This window comes from Streptomyces sp. SDT5-1, from assembly GCF_052245995.1.
Lineage (GTDB): Bacteria > Actinomycetota > Actinomycetes > Streptomycetales > Streptomycetaceae > Streptomyces.
Genome location: NZ_CM125963.1, coordinates 1192178 through 1210588, shown reverse-complemented (window position 1 = coordinate 1210588; position 18411 = coordinate 1192178). Strand labels below are relative to the sequence as shown.

The window sequence follows — 18411 nt, the reverse complement described above, 5'->3', positions numbered from 1 at the left end:
CACCTGCCCCGCGTGCTACCCGGCAAACGCGTCGTAGAAGTCGGGACGCCGCGGGATGTCGGTGGTGACCACCCGGCCCGTGGCGCGGGACTCGACGGCGGCGCCGGTGATGACGGTGGCCGCGTAGCCGTCCCACGCCGAGGGCCCGGTGGACGCGTGGCCCGCCCGCAGGCCCGCGACCCACTCGCGGAACTCGGTGTCGAAGGCGTCCGCGAAGCGGCCCGTCCAGTCCGGCAGCACGGCCGTGCTGTGCGCGCCCGCGGTGCGCACGCCGACCGCCGCCGGGTCAGGCAGCCGGACGAGCCCGTCCTCGCCGACGGCCTCGCACTGGATGTCGTAGCCGTAGCGGCAGTTGACGAAGACCTCCAGGTCGACGCGGACCCCCTTCGCCGTCTCGAACAGCATGAACTGGGGGTCGACGAGGTGCGCCGGCTTCTTCGTCGTCGGGCGCGGCAGGATGACCTGGGCGGAGACGATCTCGTCGGCCAGGAGCCAGCGCAGTACGTCGATCTCGTGCACGGCGGTGTCGAGGGCGGCCATGTCGGAGGTGTACGCGGGTGCGGACGACGCGTTGCGGTGCGCGCAGTGCACCATCAGGGGCGTGCCGATCCGGCCCGCGTCGATGACCTCCTTCATCTGCCGATATCCCAGGTCGAAGCGGCGCATAAAGCCGACCTGGACGAGCCGTCGCCCGTGCGCCCGTTCCGCCTCGACGATCTTGAGGCAGTCCGCGGCCGTGGTGGCGAGCGGCTTCTCGCAGAACACCGGCTTGCCCGTGGCGATCGCGGTCAGGACGTGCTCGGCGTGGCTCGGGCCCGACGAGGTGACCACAACGGCATCCACGTCGGGGGAGGCGATCAGCGAGGCGCCGTCGGGGTGCACGGCCGCGCCGGGGTACCGGGCCGCCTCCGCCGCGCGCTCCGCGTCGATGTCGGTCACGGCGGTCACCCGGGCGCCCACGACCACGTCGGTGAGCCGTCGGATGTGCTCCCGGCCGATCCAGCCGGCGCCGATGACACCGATCCGTACAGTCCGCCGATCAGCCGGCATCGCGCACCTCCCGCAGCTTGGCCTCGACCTCGGGGGCCGTGGGCATCGCGTCCGAGCAGGCGAGACGGCCCGCCACCAGGGCCCCTGCGGCATTCGCGAACGCCACTGTGCGTGTCACGTCCCACCCGGACAGGAGGCCATGGCAGAGCGCGCCGCCGAACGCGTCGCCCGCGCCGAGGCCGTTCACCACGTCCACCGGGACGGGCGGCAGCTCGGCGACCGCGCCCTCGCGGTCCATGGCGAGCACGCCCTTGGGGCCCTGTTTCACGACGGCCAGCTCGACTCCCGCCGCCAGCAGCGCGTTCGCCGCCGCGTACGGTTCGCGTTCGCCGGTCGCGACCTCGCACTCGTCGAGGTTGCCGACCGCGACGGTGGTGTGGGCGAGCGCCTCCCGGTAGTACACGCGGGCCTGCGCCGGGTCCGACCAGAACATGGGCCGCCAGTCCAGGTCGAACACCGTCGTGCCCCGCTCGGCCCGGTGCTGGAGCGCCGCGAGCGTCGCCGCCCGCGAGGGCTCCTCGCACAGTCCGGTACCGGTCATCCAGAACACGGAGGCGCCCACCACCGCGTCGAGGTCGAGCTCGTCGGGCCGGATGTCCAGATCAGGCGCCTTCGGCAGCCGGTAGAAATAGAGCGGGAAGTCGTCCGGCGGAAAGATCTCGCAGAACGTCACCGGGGTCGGCGCGACATCCGACGTCCCGACATACGAGGCATCAACTCCGTACCCTTCCAACGCCGTTCGCACGAACACACCGAAGGGATCGTCGCCGGTCTTCGTGATCACGGCGCTGCGCCGTCCGTAGCGGGCCGCGGCGACCGCCACGTTCGTCGGGCTGCCACCCAGGTACTTCCCGAACGACGACACCTCCGCGAGCCCGACACCCGTCTGGAGCGGATACACGTCCACCCCCACGCGGCCCATGGTCAACACATCCAACGGCATCTCGGCTGGCGTCCCTTCGCTCCGACCTTCTGGCGCGCTCCGGCCCGAGTACGATCGTCCTTGTTCAAATGTCCTGTCAATGGGTGGTCGGCCGCATGGGCGCCCACCGGAGCCCCAGGAATGAGGCCGCTCGGTGCCCGCGAACGTTCCCGCCGATCCGACCGTGCTGCACCCGATGCCCGAGCAGGAGCGGGTGGTGCTGCTCAAGCCGCTGGTGACGTCACCGCTCATCGAGGTCGGTGAGTTCTCCTACTACGACGACCCGGACGACCCGACCGCGTTCGAGACCCGCAACGTGCTGTACCACTACGGTCCCGAGCGGCTGGTCATCGGGAAGTTCTGTGCGCTGGGGGAGGGGGTGCGGTTCATCATGAACGGCGCCAACCACCGGATGGACGGCCCTTCCACGTTCCCCTTCCCGATCATGGGCGGTGACTGGAGCGAGCACTTCGACCTCATCACCGGTCTGCCCGGCCGTGGTGACACCGTTGTCGGGCACGACGTGTGGTTCGGGTACCGGGCGACGGTGATGCCGGGCGTCCGCATCGGGCACGGCGCGGTCATCGCCTCCGGGGCGGTCGTCGTCGACGACGTGCCCGACTACGGGATCGTGGGCGGGAACCCGGCGCGGCTGATCCGGCGCAGGTACAGCGATGCCGACGTCGATCGACTGCTCGAAGTGGCGTGGTGGGACTGGCCGTTGGAGCATCTCACCGCGCATCTGCGCGAGGTCATGGCAGGGAGCGTCGACGCGTTGGAGCGGGTCGCGCCGACCACGTGAGGCGGCGGCCGGGCGACCCGCGCCGATCAATGCAGGCAGAGGCAGAACGGGTGGCCGGCCGGGTCCGCGTAGACGCGCCAGTTGGTGCCGGGGTGGAGCTGGTCCGTGCGTTCCAGGAGGGTGGCGCCGAGGTCCAGGACCCGCTTCTCGTCCGCTTCCAGGTCGTCCACGTCGAAGTCGAGGTGCAGCTGCTGCGGATGCTCCTGGCCCGGCCACTGCGGGGGCCGGTACCCGTCGACCCGCTGGCAGGCCAGGGGGGTGCCCTCGAAGCCGACCACGTCGACCCAGTCGGGGTCGTCGGGGTCCACCTCCACCCGGCCGCCGAGCAGCTCCGCGTAGAACTCGGCGAGCCGGACCGGGTCGGCGCAGTCCAGGGCCACGGCCTGCAACTTTCGAATCACTTCGGACACTCCTCGCTCATCGGTCGCTTCCGCGACATCCTGCACGGGAAGTGTCGTACCCGCCACCGCGACGGACACACCCGCCGCGGTGGCGTCACGATCAGCCGCGACCGATCAAGTCCGGTGTGCGCTCGGCGAGTTGGCCCGCCCCGTCCTCGGTGGCCACCTCCCGGCGCCACAGGGGCTTCAGACGGTACGTGAAGAGGTACACGACGACCGCGACGCCCGCGGCGACGAGCATGCTCAGGTCGCCCGCGCCCGGGTGGGCCGCCGCGAAGGCACCGGTGTAGAGGTCGGACACCCAGAACGGCACGGATCCCGCGACGCCCGCCGCCCACGCCACCAGGCCCCAGTCGACGATCCTGGTCCGGTCGTACAGCTCGGCGATCCTGCGCGGGTCGCCGCGCCCGCCCAGGTAGAAGTCGATGAGGAGCACGGCGGCGAACGGCGCGATGAAGTACGCGGTCAGGTTGAGGAAGACCTTGAACTTGTCCTCCGTGCCGGAGGCGCCCCACAGGCTGATCGCGTAGGCGAGGGCGCAGATGCCGGCCACCGCCTGGGTACGGGTGACGGGGATCTTGAGGGTCTGGACGGAGATCGCGCCGCCGTAGACGTTGAGGAAGTTCTGCGCGAGCGCCGACAGGCCGACGGCGACGAGGGCCGGGACCGCGAACGGGCCCATCAGCTGATGCAGCGCGGTGATCGTGTCCGAGCTGGACGCGGACGCGCCGACCACGACGCCGAGGATGCCGAGCCAGGCGATGGTGAGGAAGTTGCCGAGCCCCGTGTACCAGGTGGTCTGCCGGACGACCTGCGCCGTGTCCGGCAGATAGCGCGAGTAGTCGGAGGCGAACGGCGCCCACGCCACCAGGAACGCGAGGAACCAGCCGCCGAGCGTGATCGAGCCGCCGGCCGCGCCGACATAGCCCTCCGCGTGCGGATTCGCCTCGAAGAGGGTGCCGCCGCGGGCCACCGCCACGACCGTGATCAGCACGAACAGCGGGGTGAGGACGTACGTCAGCGCCCGCTGAAGGAAATTGATCATGTTGTAGCCGAAGATGGCCACGACGAGCTCGACCAGGGTGAGCAGCAGCGCGCACAGCCAGAACGGCAGATGGCTCAGCTCGGCGAACGCCTTGCCGCCGAGGATGACGGTGACCGCGGCCCAGCCCACACCGGAGAACACGTTGATGTAGGCGACCGGCACGAAGTTGCCGAAGAAGCCGAGCGGCCCGCGCGCCTGGATCTGCTGCGGCACACCGAGCCGTACGCCCATCCGGGACATCACGGCCATCAGCGCGGAGCCCACCGCGGCGCCGACGACGATCGCGCCGACGGCGACGGGGAAGCTCAGGCCGAACCAGGCGGCGCTGAAGCCGAGCAGGATGACGGGGAAGTTCAGCCCCGCCGCGAACCACACGAAGAACTGGGAACTGGGTTTCCCGTGCCGCTCACTGTCCGGGATGTGGTCGACGCCGAACGGTTCGACCTTGGTGACCGAGCTGCCGTACACGGGTTCCTGGGAGGCCTGGGTCATGGCGTGCTCCGGGGATCGGGGGAGAGGGGTGTCACCACGGCAGCGGGGCCGTGGCGGAGATGTCGAAGAAGCCGCCGCCGCTGTAGACGAGCGGGGCGCGCTCCTCGTGCCGGGCGAAGACCACGCGGCCGGTGAACACGGTGTGGCTGCCGGCCTCCAGGCGCTCGCCGATCTCCACCTCCAGCTGGGCGGCGGACCCGTCGAGCAGCGGCGCGCCGTGCTCGCCGGGCGCCCAGTCGAGGGCGGCGAACTTGTCGGTGCCCTTGCTCGCGAACACCTTCGCCACGTCGAGCTGGTCGGCGGCGAGGATGTTGATGCCGATGTGGGTGGCCCGGTGCAGCGCGGGGTGTGTCGAGGAGCTGCGCTGGACGCACACCAGGACCATCGGCGGATCCAGCGAGATGCTGGAGAACGCGTTCACGGCGAGCCCCTTGGGGGTGCCGCCGTCGTCCGTGGTCACCACGGTGACACCGGTGATGAACTTGCGGTGCACGCCCTTGACCAGGTCGGCGTCGACGGCTGCCTCGTGCGCCGTCGTGATGATGCCCAGCGCCTCCAGGAGCTGCCGGGAGTCGAAGGTGACCGACTCCTCGGCCACGGTGTCCCCGTCGAAGCGGGCGAAGGTGGCTCCCGACACCTCGACGGGGCGGCCGGTGGGCGGCACACCGAGGAAGGTGTCGGTGTGCCGGCCGGTGCTGCGCCAGCGGATCGCGAGCCGGTCCCCGTCCTCGACGAGGTCCTCGATCTCGGTGTGCAGGTCGGGGAACGCGGCGCGCACGGCGCTGATGCTCTCCTTGAACCCGGCCCGGTCCTGGGCGTTGCCCGCGGGGCCGCGGCGGCGTACGTATCCGGGGCTCAGGACGGTGTCCAGGGCGTCCACCTCGCCCCGGTTCCAGGCCGCGTCCCAGGCGGCGCGGAGGCGGGCGGGCCGGTCGGTGGCGTGTTCCAGAGTGAGTGACATGGCGGCTCCTCGCTCGGATCTGCGGCTCTTGCATGGCAGATCTGTTGTATGGCAGAGGACCGTAGGAATCGGCCATCCGCCGTGTCAATGGTTCGGACGGAATTCCTTGCCCTTCTAGGCGCTTCTTTGTGTATGCCTAGGTCAGGGGCGCGTATTTGCGGATGACCCTTGACGGCCCTCGGGGCGACTTTTAGTGTCACTGCCATGGCACAGCAACCTTCAGCGGGCCACCACTCGTGGGCCGCGCCCTCAAGAGGCCGACTGCGCAAGGTCGTCACCGTGGTGGACGAAGTCCTCCTGGAGCTCGGCCGACCGGTCGCCATCCCCGTACGACGGGTCGCTGCGGCCGCCGTGATCGAGAACCCCTGGGCCGGGCGCGGATTCGTGGCCGACCTCCAGCCGGAGGTGGAGGACATCGCCCCCGGAATCGGCAGGCTCCTCACCGACCGGCTGATCGAGACGCTGGGCGGCGTGGAGCACGTCGAGGCGTTCGGCAAGGCCGCCGTCGTCGGCCTCGACGGCGAGATCGAGCACGGCGGGGCCTTGATTCACACCCCGTACTTCGGCAACGTGCTGCGGGAGCTGACCGAGGGCACCTCGATCATCGTGTTCAGCGACGACCGGCTCGCGGCCGGCGAACCGCTGACCGTCCCGGTGTGGCACAAGACCGCCGCCGCCACCCGCTCCCACTACCAGACCGTGCAGATCCGGGTGCCGGACGCGCCACGCCCCGACGAGATCGTCGTGGTGGCCGCCGCCTCGTCGGGGCCCCGCCCCAACGCCCGTATCGGAGACCGCCGCCAGGACCCCGTGGTCCGCCTCGCCGACTTGGAGACCGCCCGATGAACCTCCGCAAGATCCTGACCTACGTCGAAGACGTCCACGCCGAGGGCGGCCGCCCCGTCGAATCCGTGGCCCGCACCGCCGTCGTGCTCGCCGTGATCGAGAACCCGTGGGCCGGCCAGGGCTTCGTCGACGACCTGCTGCCCGGCATCGACGAGGTGGCACCCCGGCTCGGCGAGCTGCTCGCGCCCCGCGTCGTCGAGGCGCTCGGCGCGCCCGTCGAGGCGTACGGCAAGGCCGCGATCGTCGGCCTCGACGGTGAGGTGGAGCACGGCAGCGCCCTGATCCACACGCTCAAGTTCGGCGACCACTTCCGCAAGGCGGCGAACGCCACCACGCTGCTGCCCGCCGTGGAGAAGCGCGCGGTCGCCGGAGGTGTCTTCGACATCCCGCTCAAGCACATCACCGACGCCACCATCCGCTCCCACCACCAGAGCATCGAGGTACGCGTCCCCGACGGTCCGCGCGCCGACGAGATCGTCGTCGGGCTCGCCGCCGCCGCGCAGGGACGCCCGCAGGCCCGCCTCGCCCCGCTCGCCACCGAGCAGTAGGCACCGCCATGGACAAGCCGCCCCTCGTACTGCTGCACGGCGTCGGCCTCGACCGCACCATGTGGGAGCCCGTCACCGCCCTGCTCGCCGACCGGTTCACCGTCCTCGCGCCCGACCTGCCGGGACACGGCGCCCGGCCGCCCGTGCGCGGCGACATCACCCTCGCGGAGCTGGCCGACGGGGTCGCGGAGCACATCCCGGCGGGCTCGCACGTCGTCGGGTTCTCGCTCGGCGCGCTCGTCGCCCAGCACCTCGCCCTGCACCGCCCCGAGTTGACCCGGACACTCACCTTCGCCAGCTCCGTGTGCCGCCGCACCCCCGACGAGCGGGCGGCCGTCCGGGCCCGGCTGCGCACCGCCGAGCGGGACTTCGCGGCGAGCACCGAGGCATCCATCGAGCGCTGGTACGCGGGCACCGCCGTGCGGCGGGAGACCGTCGAGCGGACGCGGGCCACCCTCGCCGCCAACGACGTCGGCTCCTTCCTCGGCTGCTACCGGGTGTTCGCACAAGCCGACGCCGAACTCGGGCCGCACCTCGGTGACATCACCGTGCCGACGCTCGCCGTGACCGGGGAGGACGACCCCGGGTCCACGCCGGAGATGACACACCGGCTGGCGGCGGCGCTGCCCGACTGCCGGGCGGTGGTCGTGCCCGGCGCGCGGCACATGCTGCCGGTGGAGCGACCGGCGGCGTTCGCCGACACCCTCACCCGATTTGTCGAAGAGAGCACAGCCACCGGAGAGATCGCACATGTCTGACCCCACGGCTTCCACGGGCCGCACCACGTGGCAGCACTTCATCGGCGGCCGCTGGGTCGAGCCGGCCGCGGGCGAGTACTTCGAGAGCACCGACCCGGCCACGGGACGCGTCCTCTACCGCGCGGCCCGCGGCACCGCCGCCGACGTCGACAAGGCGGTGAAGGCGGCCCGCGCCGCCTTCGAGGACCCGACCTGGCGCGACCTCAGCCAGACCAGGCGGGGCCACCTGCTGCGCCGCCTCGGCGAGCTGATCGCCGAGAACGCCGAGGAACTCGCCCTCATGGAGTCCCGGGACAACGGCAAGCTGCTGCGCGAGATGCGCGGCCAACTCGCCACGCTGCCCGAGTACTTCCACTACTACGCGGGCCTCGCCGACAAGATCCACGGCGAGACGATCCCCACCTCCGACCGCGCCGTCCTCAACTACACGGCCCGCGAACCGCTCGGCGTCGTCGGCGCGATCACCCCGTGGAACTCGCCGCTGACCCTGACCACCAGCAAGCTCGCCCCCGCCCTGTGCGCGGGCAACACCGTCGTCGTCAAGCCCTCCGAGTACACCTCAGCGACCGGCCTCCGCCTCGCCGAACTCGCCCTGGAGGCCGGGTTCCCGCCCGGCGTCGTCAACGTCGTCACCGGCTACGGCGCCGAGGCGGGGCAGGCCCTCGTCGACCACGAAGGACTCGCCAAGATCTCCTTCACCGGTTCCACGGCCACCGGATCGCGGATCGCCACCACGGCCGCGGGCCGCTTCATCGGCACCACCCTCGAACTCGGCGGCAAGTCCCCGCAGATCGTCTTCGAGGACGCGAACGTCGCCAACGCCGCCATGGGAGTCATCGCCGGTGTCTTCGCCGCGGCGGGCCAGACCTGCATCGCGGGCAGCCGCGTCTTCGCCCACCGCTCCGTCTACGACGAACTGCTGGAGCGGGTCTGCGAGCGCGCCAAGTCCATCCGCATCGGCGACCCCCTCGACGAGGCCACCGAACTCGGCCCGCTCGCCTTCGAGGCGCAGCGCGACAAGGTCGCCGCGTACGTCGAACTCGGCCGCGAGGAGGGTGCCCGGGTGCTGACCGGCGGCGCCGCCACCGACGGCGGCACGGGTGGCTGCTTCTACGAGCCGACCGTCCTGGTCGACGTCCACAACGGCATGCGCGTGGTGCGCGAGGAGATCTTCGGCCCGGTCGTCGCGATCATGCCGTTCGACACCGAGGACGAGGTCGTGGCCCTCGCCAACGACACCGACTACGGCCTCGCCGCCGGCATCTGGACCACGAACCTGTCCCGCGCCCACCGGATCGCCGACCGCCTCGACGCGGGCACCGTGTGGGTCAACACCTACCGGGCCATGTCCCCGATGTCCCCGCGCCAGGGCTTCAAGGCCAGCGGCGTCGGCGTCGAGCACGGCACCGAGACCATCAAGGAGTACACCCGCCTCAAGAGCGTATGGATCAACACGAGCGAGGAGCCCGTGGCCGACCCGTTCACGATGCGGAGCTGACGCCCGCCATGCCACAGATCACCGTCACGCTCGCCGAGGGCCGCACCCCTGAGCAGATCAGGACCCTCCAGCACGAGGTCCACGAGGCCGTGCTGCGCTCGGTCGACACCCGCCCCGAGTACATCCGGGTCGTCGTCCACGAGGTGCCCGCCACGCACTGGTCCACAGGAGACACCACGCTCGCCGAGATGCGGGCCACCACCGCGAAGGAGTCGTCATGAGGTTTTCGCTGTTCGTGCACATGGAGCGCTGGGACGAGGAGACCTCGCACCGCGAGCTCTTCGAGAACCTCACCGAGCTGACGCAGATGGCCGAGGCCGGCGGATTCAGCACGGTGTGGGTCGGCGAGCACCACGCCATGGAGTACACCATCGCGCCAAGCCCGATGCCGATCCTGGCCCACCTCGCGGCGAAGACCGACACCATCCGGCTCGGCGCGGGCACCATCATCGCCCCGTTCTGGCACCCGATCCGGGCCGCGGGGGAGACCGCGCTCCTCGATGTCATCAGCAACGGCAGGGCCGAGGTCGGCATCGCGCGCGGTGCCTACCAGATCGAGTTCGACCGCCTCGCCGACGGCCTGAAGGCCAGCGACGGCGGCAGGCATCTGCGCGAACTCGTGCCCGCCGTAAGGGCGTTGTGGCAGGGTGACTACGCGCACGACGGCGAGATCTGGCAGTTCCCGACGTCGACCAGCGTGCCCAAGCCGGTGCAGCAGCCCACCCCGCCGATGTGGATCGCCGCCCGCGACCCCGCCTCCCACGACTTCGCCGTCGCCCAGGGCTGCAACGTCATGGTCACCCCGCTGATGAAGGGCGACGAGGAGGTGGCAGCGCTCAAGGAGAAGTTCGACACCGCCGTCGCCAACCACCCCGAGGTGGAGCGCCGCCCCGACATCATGGTGCTGCGCCACACCCATGTGCACGCCCCGGAGGACACCGAGGGCTGGCGCTCCGCCGCCGAGGGCATCAACAAGTTCTACCGCACCTTCGACGCCTGGTTCGGCAACAAGGAGACGCCGGTCAACGGCTTCCTCGAGCCCAGCCCGCAGGAGAAGTTCGCAGAGCGCCCCGAGTTCGCGCCCGAGGCCCTGCGGAGGACCGCGATGATCGGCACGCCCGCCGAGGTCATCGAGCGGCTGCGCGGCTACGAGGAACTGGGTGTCGACGAGTACAGCTTCTGGATCGACAACACGCTCTCCCACGAGGAGAAGCGCCAGTCCCTGGAGTTGTTCATCAAGGAGGTCGTCCCGGCCTTCCAGTAGGCCGGAGCACCTCCACGGCATTGCCGCCGCCTTGCATGGCAATTCCGGGTTCCCCCGTCGATTGACGCCACGCGTCCCCGAAGACTAGGTTCACGTGCCATGCAAGAGCCCAACCGACCCGCACCCAGGCCCCTGCAACAGACCAGCATGCAGGCGAAGGTCGCCGAAGAGCTGCGCCGGATGATCATCAGTGGGGAGCTGCCGCCGCGCTCCAGCCTCTCCGAGATGACGCTGTCGCAGACCTTCGGCGTCAGCCGCACCCCGATCCGCGAGGCGCTCAAGCAGCTCCAGATCGAGGGCCTGGTGGAGGTGCGCCCGCGGGTCGGCACCTTCGTCGCCGTCCCCTCGCGGCGCGAGATCACGGAGCTCTTCCAGATGAAGGAGCTCCTCGAGGGCGCGGCCGCCCGCCTCCTCGCCTTCCGGGGCAACGTACCGGAGGTCGAGCGCCTCGCCACCACCATGCGCGAGGCCGACGAGGCGGTGCGGGCCGGTGACTCGGAGACGTACGAGAAGCTGGTGCACGACTTCCACGAGCTGATCATCGTCGGGGCCGACAACTCCAAGCTGGAGGCCCACTACCGCACCCTGATGAACCAGCTCGCCTACGCCCGCCTGGTGCGCACCTCGCTCGCCCAGCCGGGCCGGCTCAGCGAGTCCGACCACGAGCACCACCGCGTGCTCGACCTCATCCTCGCCAAGGACGGCGACGGCGCGGAACGCGTCATGCGCGAACATGTCCGGCGCAGCCACCAGGCCCTCATGGCGGGGATGGACGACGACCGCTTCAAGGACTGACCGGGGCGCTCAGTCGCCCGTCGTGCCGTCGGCCATCTCGCGCAGGATGTCGATGTGGCCGTTGTGCCGCGACGTCTCCTCGATCAGGTGCATGAGGATCCAGCCGAGGGTGACATGGGTGCCGTCCATGACCGGGCGCTTCGCCGTCGCCAACAGGTCGGTTCCGGCGACGAGTTCGCGGTACCGGGCGCTCTGCTCCTCGTACTCCGCGATGAGCTCGGGCAGCGGTGTCGTCGCGCCGAGGCGCATCTCGCGGTCCGGGTCCTCGTCCGTCCACGGGCCCGCGTCCTCCTCGCCGAGGAAGATCACCTGGAACCAGTGGTACTCCACCCAGCGCAGATGGTTGATCAGGCCGCCGAGCGTCATCAGCGGCGAGCCCGGCAGCGGCGCCGCGCCCCCGTGCTCGGGCGCGAGGTCCGCGCACTTGGCGACGGCCGTGGCGCGCGCGTAGTCGAGAAACGTCGTGAGCATCGTGTGCTCGTCCCAGGACGCGGGCATGTCGGTGCGGGTCATGGCGTGATCCTGGCACGCGGCAGGGCCGCCCCGCGCGGCATTTCCCCGGCGGCTACCCGCGGCCCTGCCCCGCGCTGCGCACCGCCCCCAACTGCGTACGGTCCAGGTCGGCCGTCGTGAACCGCTGCGCCACCGTGCGCAGCAGCCGGGCCATCGCGTCCGCGGGCGGCGTCGTGGCACGCGAGGCGGCCCGCGCCAGCAGGATGCGGCGGGTCGGCGGGGGATTGTCGGCCGTCAGCGCGAGCAGCCGTACGTCGCTGCGGCGGCTGGTCAGGGCCAGCCGCGGCGCGAGCGCGATGCCGAGACCCGCGGCGACCATGGCCTGCGCCTCCTGGTAGTCGTGCGAGGCGTACGCGATCCGCGGTTCGAAACCGGCGCGGCGGCACGAGCGGCGCAGCACGTCGGCGACGGGGTGGTTGTCCGCCCGGATGATCCACTCCTGGTCCGCGAGGTCCGCGAGGCGGGGCGCGCGGCGCGTGCGCAGCGGTGAGTCGGCGGGGACCACCAGGACCGTCGGATCGTCCAGGAGATGGGTGAGGACCAGCGCGTCGTCGTCGACCCGGTTCCACTCGTAGTCCCACAGCAGCGCCTGCTCGACCTCGCCGGTGTGCAGCATCTCGCGCAGCTCGGCGAGGACCCCGGCCCGCACCACGGTTCGTACGCCGGGGTGGCGGCGGCGGAACCGGGTGAGCGCGAGCGGCAGCAGCGAGGCGCTCGCCGTGGGGAAGGAGCCGAGTCTGAGCGTGCCCTGGTCGAGGTCGGCGAAGGACTGCAAGTCGGCCTCGGCGGCGCCGAGTTCACGGCGGATGGTGCGGCCCCGCTCGGCCAGCGCGGCGCCCGCGGCGGTGGTGCGGATGCCGCGCGGCAGACGCTCGATCAGCGGCTGGCCCGCCTCCCGTTCCAGCAGTGACATCTGCTGGGAGGCGGCGGAGGTGGTCATGCCCAGTTCCGCCGCGGCGGCGGTGAGCGAACCGCACTCGGCGGCCACGGTCAGCAGAAGCAGACGGCGCACGTTCAGCATGGCTGCGACTTTAGCTCAGCTAAAGCCTGGTGAAGGAAACAGCCATTGTGCCCAACCCGTGGCTCTGCGAAGGTCTTGGCCATTGCCGGCCCGGCCCGTCGAGCGCGACGCTCCCGAGGCCCTCGTGACCGGCGTCCCCTCGGTGCGATCAGAAAGAGCTCGAAGCTGTGCACACTCCCGCGACCCTCGTACGTGGCGGCACCAGCAAGTGCTGGTTGTTCAGCCAGGTGCATGTCCCAGCCGACCGCGGCGAGCTGGAGAAACTGCTGGTCGCCGCGTACGGATCCACGGAACCCGTGGTGCTCGACGGCGTCGGCGGAGCCACCCCCACCACCTCCAAGGCCGCGGTCGTCGGTGTCTCGCGCGCCCCGGGCGTCGACGTCGACTACCTCTTCGCGCAGGTCGGCATCGGCACCGGAACCGTCGAGTGGACCAGCAACTGCGGCAACTGCGCCACCGGCATCGCCCTGTACGCCGTCGCCAAGGGCCTGGTGCCGATCACCGGCGACCGCACCCGCGTGGTGATGCGCAACAGCAACACCGGCGCGGTCCTCGAAGGCGTCGTCGACACCACAGGGGGCCGGGTCCACGAGTTCGGCGAGCAGCGGGTGCCCGGCACCCGGGCCGGTGGCGTCGCGGTCGGCCTCACCTTCCTCGACCCGGCCGGCGGCACCACGGGAAAGCTCCTGCCGACCGGCAGCCCCGCCGACGACCTGACGCTCACCGGCGCCGAGTCGCCGCGCGTGAGCATGGTCGACGCGGGCGCTCCCGTGGTCCTCGTGGACGCGGGCTCCGCGGGCCGCACCGGCGCCGAGGACCTGGCCCGGGTGCGCGCCGACGTGCCGTGGCTGCGCGCGGTCAGGCACGCCGCCGCGCCGCTGATGGGCCTGCTGCCGCCGGACGGGGAGCCCGGCGACGCGGTGCCCAAGGTGGGCCTCGTCGGCCCGCCGGTCCCGTACACCACCACGGCGGACGAGAAGGTCCGCGCCGACGACTACGACGTCTCGGTGCGGATGCTCTCCATGAACTCCCCGCACCCCGCCATCGGCCTGACATCGGCGGTCGCCGTCGCCGCCGCGGGCCTCCGGGAGGGCTCCGTCGTGGCCGCGGCCGCCGAAGGACAGAGCGGTCCGTGGCTGCGCATCGGTACCCCCGCGGGCGTCGTGGCCGTACGCTGCGACGACGTCCGGGACGGGGTGCCCGGCCGGGTCACCGTGCAGCGCGCGGCCCGCCTGCTCGCCGACGCCCACATCTACGTACCGGAAGCCCGCCGAGCTTCCTGAAGAGCGCACCCGTTGTACCCGCCCAACCCGTGACGAGGACAAAGATGTCTCCTGAAGTGATCTCCATAGGCGCCCTGTTGATGATGTTCGTCGTCGGCACCATGCTGCCGATCAACCTGGGCATACTCGCGTTCGTCGCGACGTTCGCGGTCGGCAGCGCCGCGCTCGGCCTCACCGAGGACCAGATCTTCGAGGGCTTCCCGGTGGACCTGTTCGTGACGATCGTGGGGGTCACCTATCTGTTCTCGGTCGCCCGCCGCAACGGCACCATCGACCTGTTGGTGACCGCGGGGGTCAAGCTGGTGCGCGGGAAGGTGTCGCTCATCCCGTGGGTGCTGTTCCTGATCGCGGCACTGCTGACCGCGTTCGGCACCTTCACCCCGGCCGCGGTCGCGCTGCTCGTGCCGATCGGCATGAACTTCGCGTACCGCTACAAGCTCAACCCGCTGATGGTCGGCATGATGGTGATCAGCGGCGGGCACGCGGGTGCCTTCTCGCCGCTCGCGGTGTCCGGCGCGCTGGTCCTCGGGCTCGTCGACAAGACGCACCTGAACGTCTCGCCGGTGACCCTGTTCGCCGCCAGCTTCGCCATCAACCTGGCGCTCTCGCTGATCACGTACCTGTTCCTGGCCAAGCGGCAGGTGCCGCTCAGCGAGAGCGCGGAGGCCGCCGCAGAGGACGAGCACCAGGTGACCGACGGGCGGCCCGACTGGAAGCAGTGGCTGACGCTCGGCTTCCTCGTCGCCCTCGTCGTGGGCGCGCTCGGCTTCCAGCTGGAGATCGGCTTCCTGGCCCTCGTCGCGGGCGCCGTCCTGTCGCTCGTGGACATGAAGCGCCAGGAGAAGGCCGTCGACGGCATCAGCTGGTCCACGCTGCTCCTGGTCGCGGGCATGATGACCTACATCGCGATGCTGGAGAAGGCCGGCGTCATCGAGGAGATCTCCGAACACGCGGCGGGGCTCGGCACACCGATCGTCGTCGCGCTGCTGCTCTGCTTCACGGTGGCCGTCACCTCGGCGTTCGCCTCGTCCACCGCCATCCTCACGGCGATCATCCCCATCGCCGTACCGCTGCTGCTGTCCAGCCACCTCAACGCGGCGGGGCTCATCGCGGCGCTCGCCGTCTCGACGACCATCGTGGACACCTCGCCGTTCTCCACGAACGGCGCCCTGGTCCTCGCCAACGCCCGGGGCGTCGACTCCCGCCGCTTCTACCGGCAGGTCATCGGCTACACCGGCGGCATCGTGGCCATCGGCCCCGCCGTCGCCTGGGGAATCCTGGTGCTGCCCTGGTCGTAGCCGCTCAGGCCTCCTCGGCCCCCGCCCCCTGAAGGCGCTCGCGCAGTGTTCCCGCGAACTCCTCCGCACGGCCCAGCTGCTTGCGGAGGTCCGCGACCCGGTCGGCCGCCGCCCGCTCGAAGTGGCGCACCCGGTCCAGGAGCTGCTCGCGCTCGGCGCCCTCGGGGGGCGGCGTTGCGTCCAGGCGGTCGGTGGCATCGAGGAGGTCGCGCATCTGGTCGAGGGTGAAGCCGAGGGGCTTCATGCGACGGATCACCATGAGACGGGCCACGTCGTTCTCCGTGTAGAGGCGGAAACCGCCCTGCGAACGCGCGGAGGGGATGACGAGGCCGGTCTCCTCGTAGTGCCGGATGGTGCGCAACGACAGCTCGGTCCGCGCGGCGACCTCGCCGATCTGCATGTGCTCGCTGCTCACGCGGCGCCTTTCTCCGTGTCTGCGGGGTGTCACCGAGGCCACAGTCGGCAACGCCCATCTCTACCCTTACGTCAGGGTAGGGTTGCTGGTCGTCAGGGACGGCGGTCCGCCGTCCCTCTTCCCGTCCGCACACGCCGTACGACGCCGGTGCGCCCGACCACGACAGGTTACGTGCTCTTGTCCCCCTCCTCCGCCCCTTCCGCCCCGTCCCCGGCCGCCCGGCTGCGGGGGCTGCGCCCCGACTGGTGGTCCGACCCGAAGGTGTGGCGCACCGAGATCCTGGGCGGGCTCGTGGTGGGGCTCGCGCTGATCCCCGAGGCGATCTCGTTCTCGGTCATCGCGGGCGTCGACCCGGAGATCGGTCTCTTCGCGGCCTTCACGATGGCCGTGACCATCTCCGTCGTCGGCGGGCGCCGGGCCATGATCTCGGCGGCGACCGGGGCGGTGGCCCTGGTGATCGCGCCGCTCAACCGGGAGCACGGTTTCGGGTACCTGGTCGCGGCGGTCATCCTGGCCGGTGTCTTCCAGATCGTGCTCGGCGCGCTCGGTGTCGCCAAGCTGATGCGGTTCGTGCCGCGCAGCGTGATGGTGGGCTTCGTCAACGCGCTGGCCATCATGATCTTCATGGCCCAGGTGCCGGAGATGACGGACGTGCCGTGGGCCGTCTACCCGCTGATCGTCGGCGGTCTCGCCCTGATGGTCTTCTTCCCGAAGGTCACCAAGGTGGTGCCCGCCCCATTGGTCTCGATCATCGTCCTGACCGTCATCACCGTCGCCGCGGGGATCGCGGTGCCGACGGTGGGGGACAAGGGCGCGCTGCCGTCCTCGCTGCCGATGCCGGGGCTTCCGGACGTGCCGTTCACCCTGGAGACCCTGAAGATCGTCGCCCCGTACGCGCTCGCCATGGCGCTCGTCGGTCTGATGGAGTCGCTGATGACGGCGAAGCTGGTCGACGAGCTGACCGACAGTCGCTCGTCCAAGACGCGTGAGTCGATCGGTCAGGGCATCGCCAACATCGTCACCGGCTTCTTCGGCGGCATGGGCGGCTGCGCCATGATCGGCCAGACGATGATCAACGTGAAGGTGTCGGGGGCGCGGACCCGGCTGTCGACGTTCCTCGCGGGTGTCTTCCTGATGATCCTGTGCGTGGTGTTCGGCCCGGTCGTCTCCGACATCCCCATGGCGGCCCTCGTCGCCGTGATGGTGATGGTGTGCTTCGCGACCTTCGACTGGCACTCCATCGCCCCGAAGACGCTGAAGCGGATGCCCGTCGGCGAGATCGTCGTCATGGTGCTGACCGTGATCGTCGTGGTCGCCACCAGCAACCTCGCGATCGGTGTCGTCGTCGGCTCGATCACCGCGATGGTCATCTTCGCCCGGCGCGTCGCCCACGTCGCGAACGTCACCTCGGTCACCGACCCGGACGGCGGCCAGGTCGTCTACTCGGTCACCGGCGAACTCTTCTTCGCGTCCTCCAACGACCTGGTGACCCGGTTCGACTACGCGGGCGACCCCGACAAGGTCGTCATCGACCTCTCCGCGACCCATGTCTGGGACGCCTCGTCGGTCGCCGCGCTCGACGCCATCGAGACCAAGTACGCCGAGCGCGGCAAGAGCGTCGAGATCGTCGGCTTCAACCCGGACAGCGCCGCCCTGCACGGCAGGCTGAGCGGCGAACTCACGGGCAGCCACTGACGGGTTCGCCGCCGCCGACGGCACCAGAGGGGCGCGTCGTCGGCCGGCGGCGCGCCCGACCCGCGGCGACTACTCCGTGGGCTCGGTCGAGATCTGGATCAGATTCCCGCACGTGTCGTCGAGCACGGCGGTGGTGACCGGACCCATCTCCAGCGGCTCCTGCGTGAAGTGCACGCCGAGGCCCTTCAGTCGCTCGTACTCCGCCTGGACGTCGTCCACGGCGAACTGGGCGAGCGGGATGCCGTCCGCCATGAGGGCGTCGCGGTAGGGCTTGACGGCCGGGTGGTGCGAGGGCTCCAGGAGCAGCTCGGTGCCGCCTGGGTTCTCGGGGGAGACGACGGTCAGCCAGCGGTCGGTCTCGCCCACGGGCACGTCGTGCTTCTTCGTGAAGCCGAGGATCTCGGTGTAGAAGCGCTCCGCCTTGGCCTGGTCGTCGACGAAGACACTGGTCATGTTGATCTTCATGGGGTGCTCTCTTCCGGTTGGGGCCCCGTGCTGCCTGGTTCGAGCCACCGCCGGGATATCTCCCGCAGCGGCTCGGTGTTCAGGTCGTGGAACTTGTAGCGGCCCTCCCGCCTGGTCTCGACGAGCCCGGCCGCCTCCAGCACCGCGAGGTGCTGCGAGACGGCCTGCCGGGAGATCCCGAGCCGATGCTTCATGGCGAGCCGCGAGCAGATCTCGAACAGCGTCTGCCCCGACTTCTCCGTCAGCTCGTCGAGGATCGTCCGGCGGGTGGGGTCGGCCAAGGCTTTGAAAAGGTCATCGGCCACGACCTCAGCATAGGCAAGTCTCGGCTTGCCTATC

21 protein-coding genes are annotated in these 18411 nt (G+C 70.8%); 11 read left to right on the top strand and 10 right to left on the bottom strand.

Annotated features, from left to right (window positions below):
• Positions 1–15: 15 nt before the first annotated feature.
• Together ACTWJ8_RS05735 and iolC are read right to left on the bottom strand one after the other, a co-directional pair.
• Positions 16–1050, bottom strand: a complete 1035-nt coding sequence (locus ACTWJ8_RS05735; protein WP_443263157.1) for a Gfo/Idh/MocA family oxidoreductase — start codon at positions 1048–1050, stop codon at positions 16–18.
• The gene (gene iolC, locus ACTWJ8_RS05730) at positions 1040–1993 is read right to left on the bottom strand and encodes a 5-dehydro-2-deoxygluconokinase (RefSeq protein WP_443263156.1); all 954 of its coding nucleotides are present in this window, start codon (positions 1991–1993) and stop codon (positions 1040–1042) included. Before iolC ends, ACTWJ8_RS05735 begins: the two co-directional genes overlap by 11 nt.
• Before the next feature lie 175 nt (positions 1994–2168).
• Between iolC and ACTWJ8_RS05725 the strand changes: the two genes are divergently transcribed.
• Positions 2169–2774, top strand: a complete 606-nt coding sequence (locus ACTWJ8_RS05725) for a CatB-related O-acetyltransferase (RefSeq protein WP_443264817.1) — start codon at positions 2169–2171, stop codon at positions 2772–2774.
• 26 nt (positions 2775–2800) lie between these two features.
• Here ACTWJ8_RS05725 and ACTWJ8_RS05720 read toward each other — a convergent pair whose 3' ends face one another.
• The 3 genes from ACTWJ8_RS05720 to ACTWJ8_RS05710 form a co-directional block, all read right to left on the bottom strand.
• A complete protein-coding gene (locus ACTWJ8_RS05720) occupies positions 2801–3175 on the bottom strand; it encodes a VOC family protein (RefSeq protein ID WP_356381215.1) in 375 nt (124 codons plus the stop codon).
• A gap of 100 nt (positions 3176–3275) precedes the next feature.
• Positions 3276–4712, bottom strand: coding sequence for a purine-cytosine permease family protein (locus ACTWJ8_RS05715; protein WP_443263155.1), 1437 nt, complete (start codon positions 4710–4712; stop codon positions 3276–3278).
• A gap of 31 nt (positions 4713–4743) precedes the next feature.
• Entirely contained in the window at positions 4744–5673 is a 930-nt protein-coding gene (locus ACTWJ8_RS05710) for a flavin reductase (protein ID WP_356381209.1), read from the bottom strand.
• Between the two features lie 204 nt (positions 5674–5877).
• Here ACTWJ8_RS05710 and ACTWJ8_RS05705 point away from each other — a divergent pair, with 204 nt between their 5' ends.
• The 7 genes from ACTWJ8_RS05705 (at position 5878) to ACTWJ8_RS05675 (ending at position 11382) form a co-directional block, all read left to right on the top strand.
• Complete coding sequence (locus ACTWJ8_RS05705; protein ID WP_356381206.1) at positions 5878–6519, top strand: amino acid synthesis family protein; 642 nt, start codon at positions 5878–5880, stop codon at positions 6517–6519.
• Positions 6516–7067 carry an amino acid synthesis family protein gene (locus ACTWJ8_RS05700; protein WP_356381203.1) on the top strand — a complete coding sequence of 184 codons (552 nt, stop codon included), beginning with the start codon at positions 6516–6518 and terminating at the stop codon, positions 7065–7067. Before ACTWJ8_RS05705 ends, ACTWJ8_RS05700 begins: the two co-directional genes overlap by 4 nt.
• Positions 7068–7075: 8 nt before the next feature.
• A complete protein-coding gene (locus tag ACTWJ8_RS05695) occupies positions 7076–7825 on the top strand; it encodes an alpha/beta fold hydrolase (protein ID WP_443263154.1) in 750 nt (249 codons plus the stop codon).
• Positions 7818–9323 carry an aldehyde dehydrogenase gene (locus ACTWJ8_RS05690; protein ID WP_443263153.1) on the top strand — a complete coding sequence of 502 codons (1506 nt, stop codon included), beginning with the start codon at positions 7818–7820 and terminating at the stop codon, positions 9321–9323. Before ACTWJ8_RS05695 ends, ACTWJ8_RS05690 begins: the two co-directional genes overlap by 8 nt.
• 8 nt (positions 9324–9331) lie before the next feature.
• The gene (locus tag ACTWJ8_RS05685; RefSeq protein ID WP_356381194.1) at positions 9332–9544 is read left to right on the top strand and encodes a tautomerase family protein; all 213 of its coding nucleotides are present in this window, start codon (positions 9332–9334) and stop codon (positions 9542–9544) included.
• On the top strand, positions 9541–10587 hold the full coding sequence (locus tag ACTWJ8_RS05680; protein WP_443263152.1) for an LLM class flavin-dependent oxidoreductase: 1047 nt from the start codon (positions 9541–9543) through the stop codon (positions 10585–10587). Before ACTWJ8_RS05685 ends, ACTWJ8_RS05680 begins: the two co-directional genes overlap by 4 nt.
• 99 nt (positions 10588–10686) lie before the next feature.
• A complete protein-coding gene (locus ACTWJ8_RS05675) occupies positions 10687–11382 on the top strand; it encodes a GntR family transcriptional regulator (protein ID WP_356381188.1) in 696 nt (231 codons plus the stop codon).
• A gap of 9 nt (positions 11383–11391) precedes the next feature.
• On the opposite strand, the gene ACTWJ8_RS05670 is transcribed toward ACTWJ8_RS05675, so the two are convergent.
• Positions 11392–11895, bottom strand: coding sequence for a DinB family protein (locus tag ACTWJ8_RS05670; protein WP_443263151.1), 504 nt, complete (start codon positions 11893–11895; stop codon positions 11392–11394).
• Positions 11896–11947: 52 nt separating this feature from the next.
• Complete coding sequence (locus tag ACTWJ8_RS05665; RefSeq protein ID WP_356381183.1) at positions 11948–12916, bottom strand: LysR family transcriptional regulator; 969 nt, start codon at positions 12914–12916, stop codon at positions 11948–11950.
• 167 nt (positions 12917–13083) lie between these two features.
• On the opposite strand from ACTWJ8_RS05665, the gene ACTWJ8_RS05660 reads away from it, so the two are divergent.
• Positions 13084–14199: a PrpF domain-containing protein gene (locus ACTWJ8_RS05660; protein ID WP_443263150.1), complete on the top strand. Its 1116-nt coding sequence runs from the start codon at positions 13084–13086 to the stop codon at positions 14197–14199.
• Positions 14200–14243: 44 nt separating this feature from the next.
• Complete coding sequence (locus ACTWJ8_RS05655) at positions 14244–15497, top strand: SLC13 family permease (RefSeq protein WP_443263149.1); 1254 nt, start codon at positions 14244–14246, stop codon at positions 15495–15497.
• 4 nt (positions 15498–15501) lie between these two features.
• Here the strand turns inward: ACTWJ8_RS05655 and ACTWJ8_RS05650 are convergent, their stop codons facing one another.
• Positions 15502–15912 carry a MerR family transcriptional regulator gene (locus ACTWJ8_RS05650; protein ID WP_356381174.1) on the bottom strand — a complete coding sequence of 137 codons (411 nt, stop codon included), beginning with the start codon at positions 15910–15912 and terminating at the stop codon, positions 15502–15504.
• Between the two features lie 177 nt (positions 15913–16089).
• Between ACTWJ8_RS05650 and ACTWJ8_RS05645 the strand changes: the two genes are divergently transcribed.
• Entirely contained in the window at positions 16090–17607 is a 1518-nt protein-coding gene (locus ACTWJ8_RS05645) for a SulP family inorganic anion transporter (protein WP_443263148.1), read from the top strand.
• A 69-nt stretch (positions 17608–17676) separates the two neighbouring features.
• Here ACTWJ8_RS05645 and ACTWJ8_RS05640 read toward each other — a convergent pair whose 3' ends face one another.
• Together ACTWJ8_RS05640 and ACTWJ8_RS05635 are read right to left on the bottom strand one after the other, a co-directional pair.
• Positions 17677–18072: a VOC family protein gene (locus tag ACTWJ8_RS05640; protein WP_356381168.1), complete on the bottom strand. Its 396-nt coding sequence runs from the start codon at positions 18070–18072 to the stop codon at positions 17677–17679.
• The gene (locus tag ACTWJ8_RS05635) at positions 18069–18377 is read right to left on the bottom strand and encodes an ArsR/SmtB family transcription factor (protein ID WP_356381165.1); all 309 of its coding nucleotides are present in this window, start codon (positions 18375–18377) and stop codon (positions 18069–18071) included. The genes ACTWJ8_RS05640 and ACTWJ8_RS05635 overlap by 4 nt, the downstream gene beginning before the upstream one ends.
• Positions 18378–18411 lie beyond the last annotated feature (34 nt).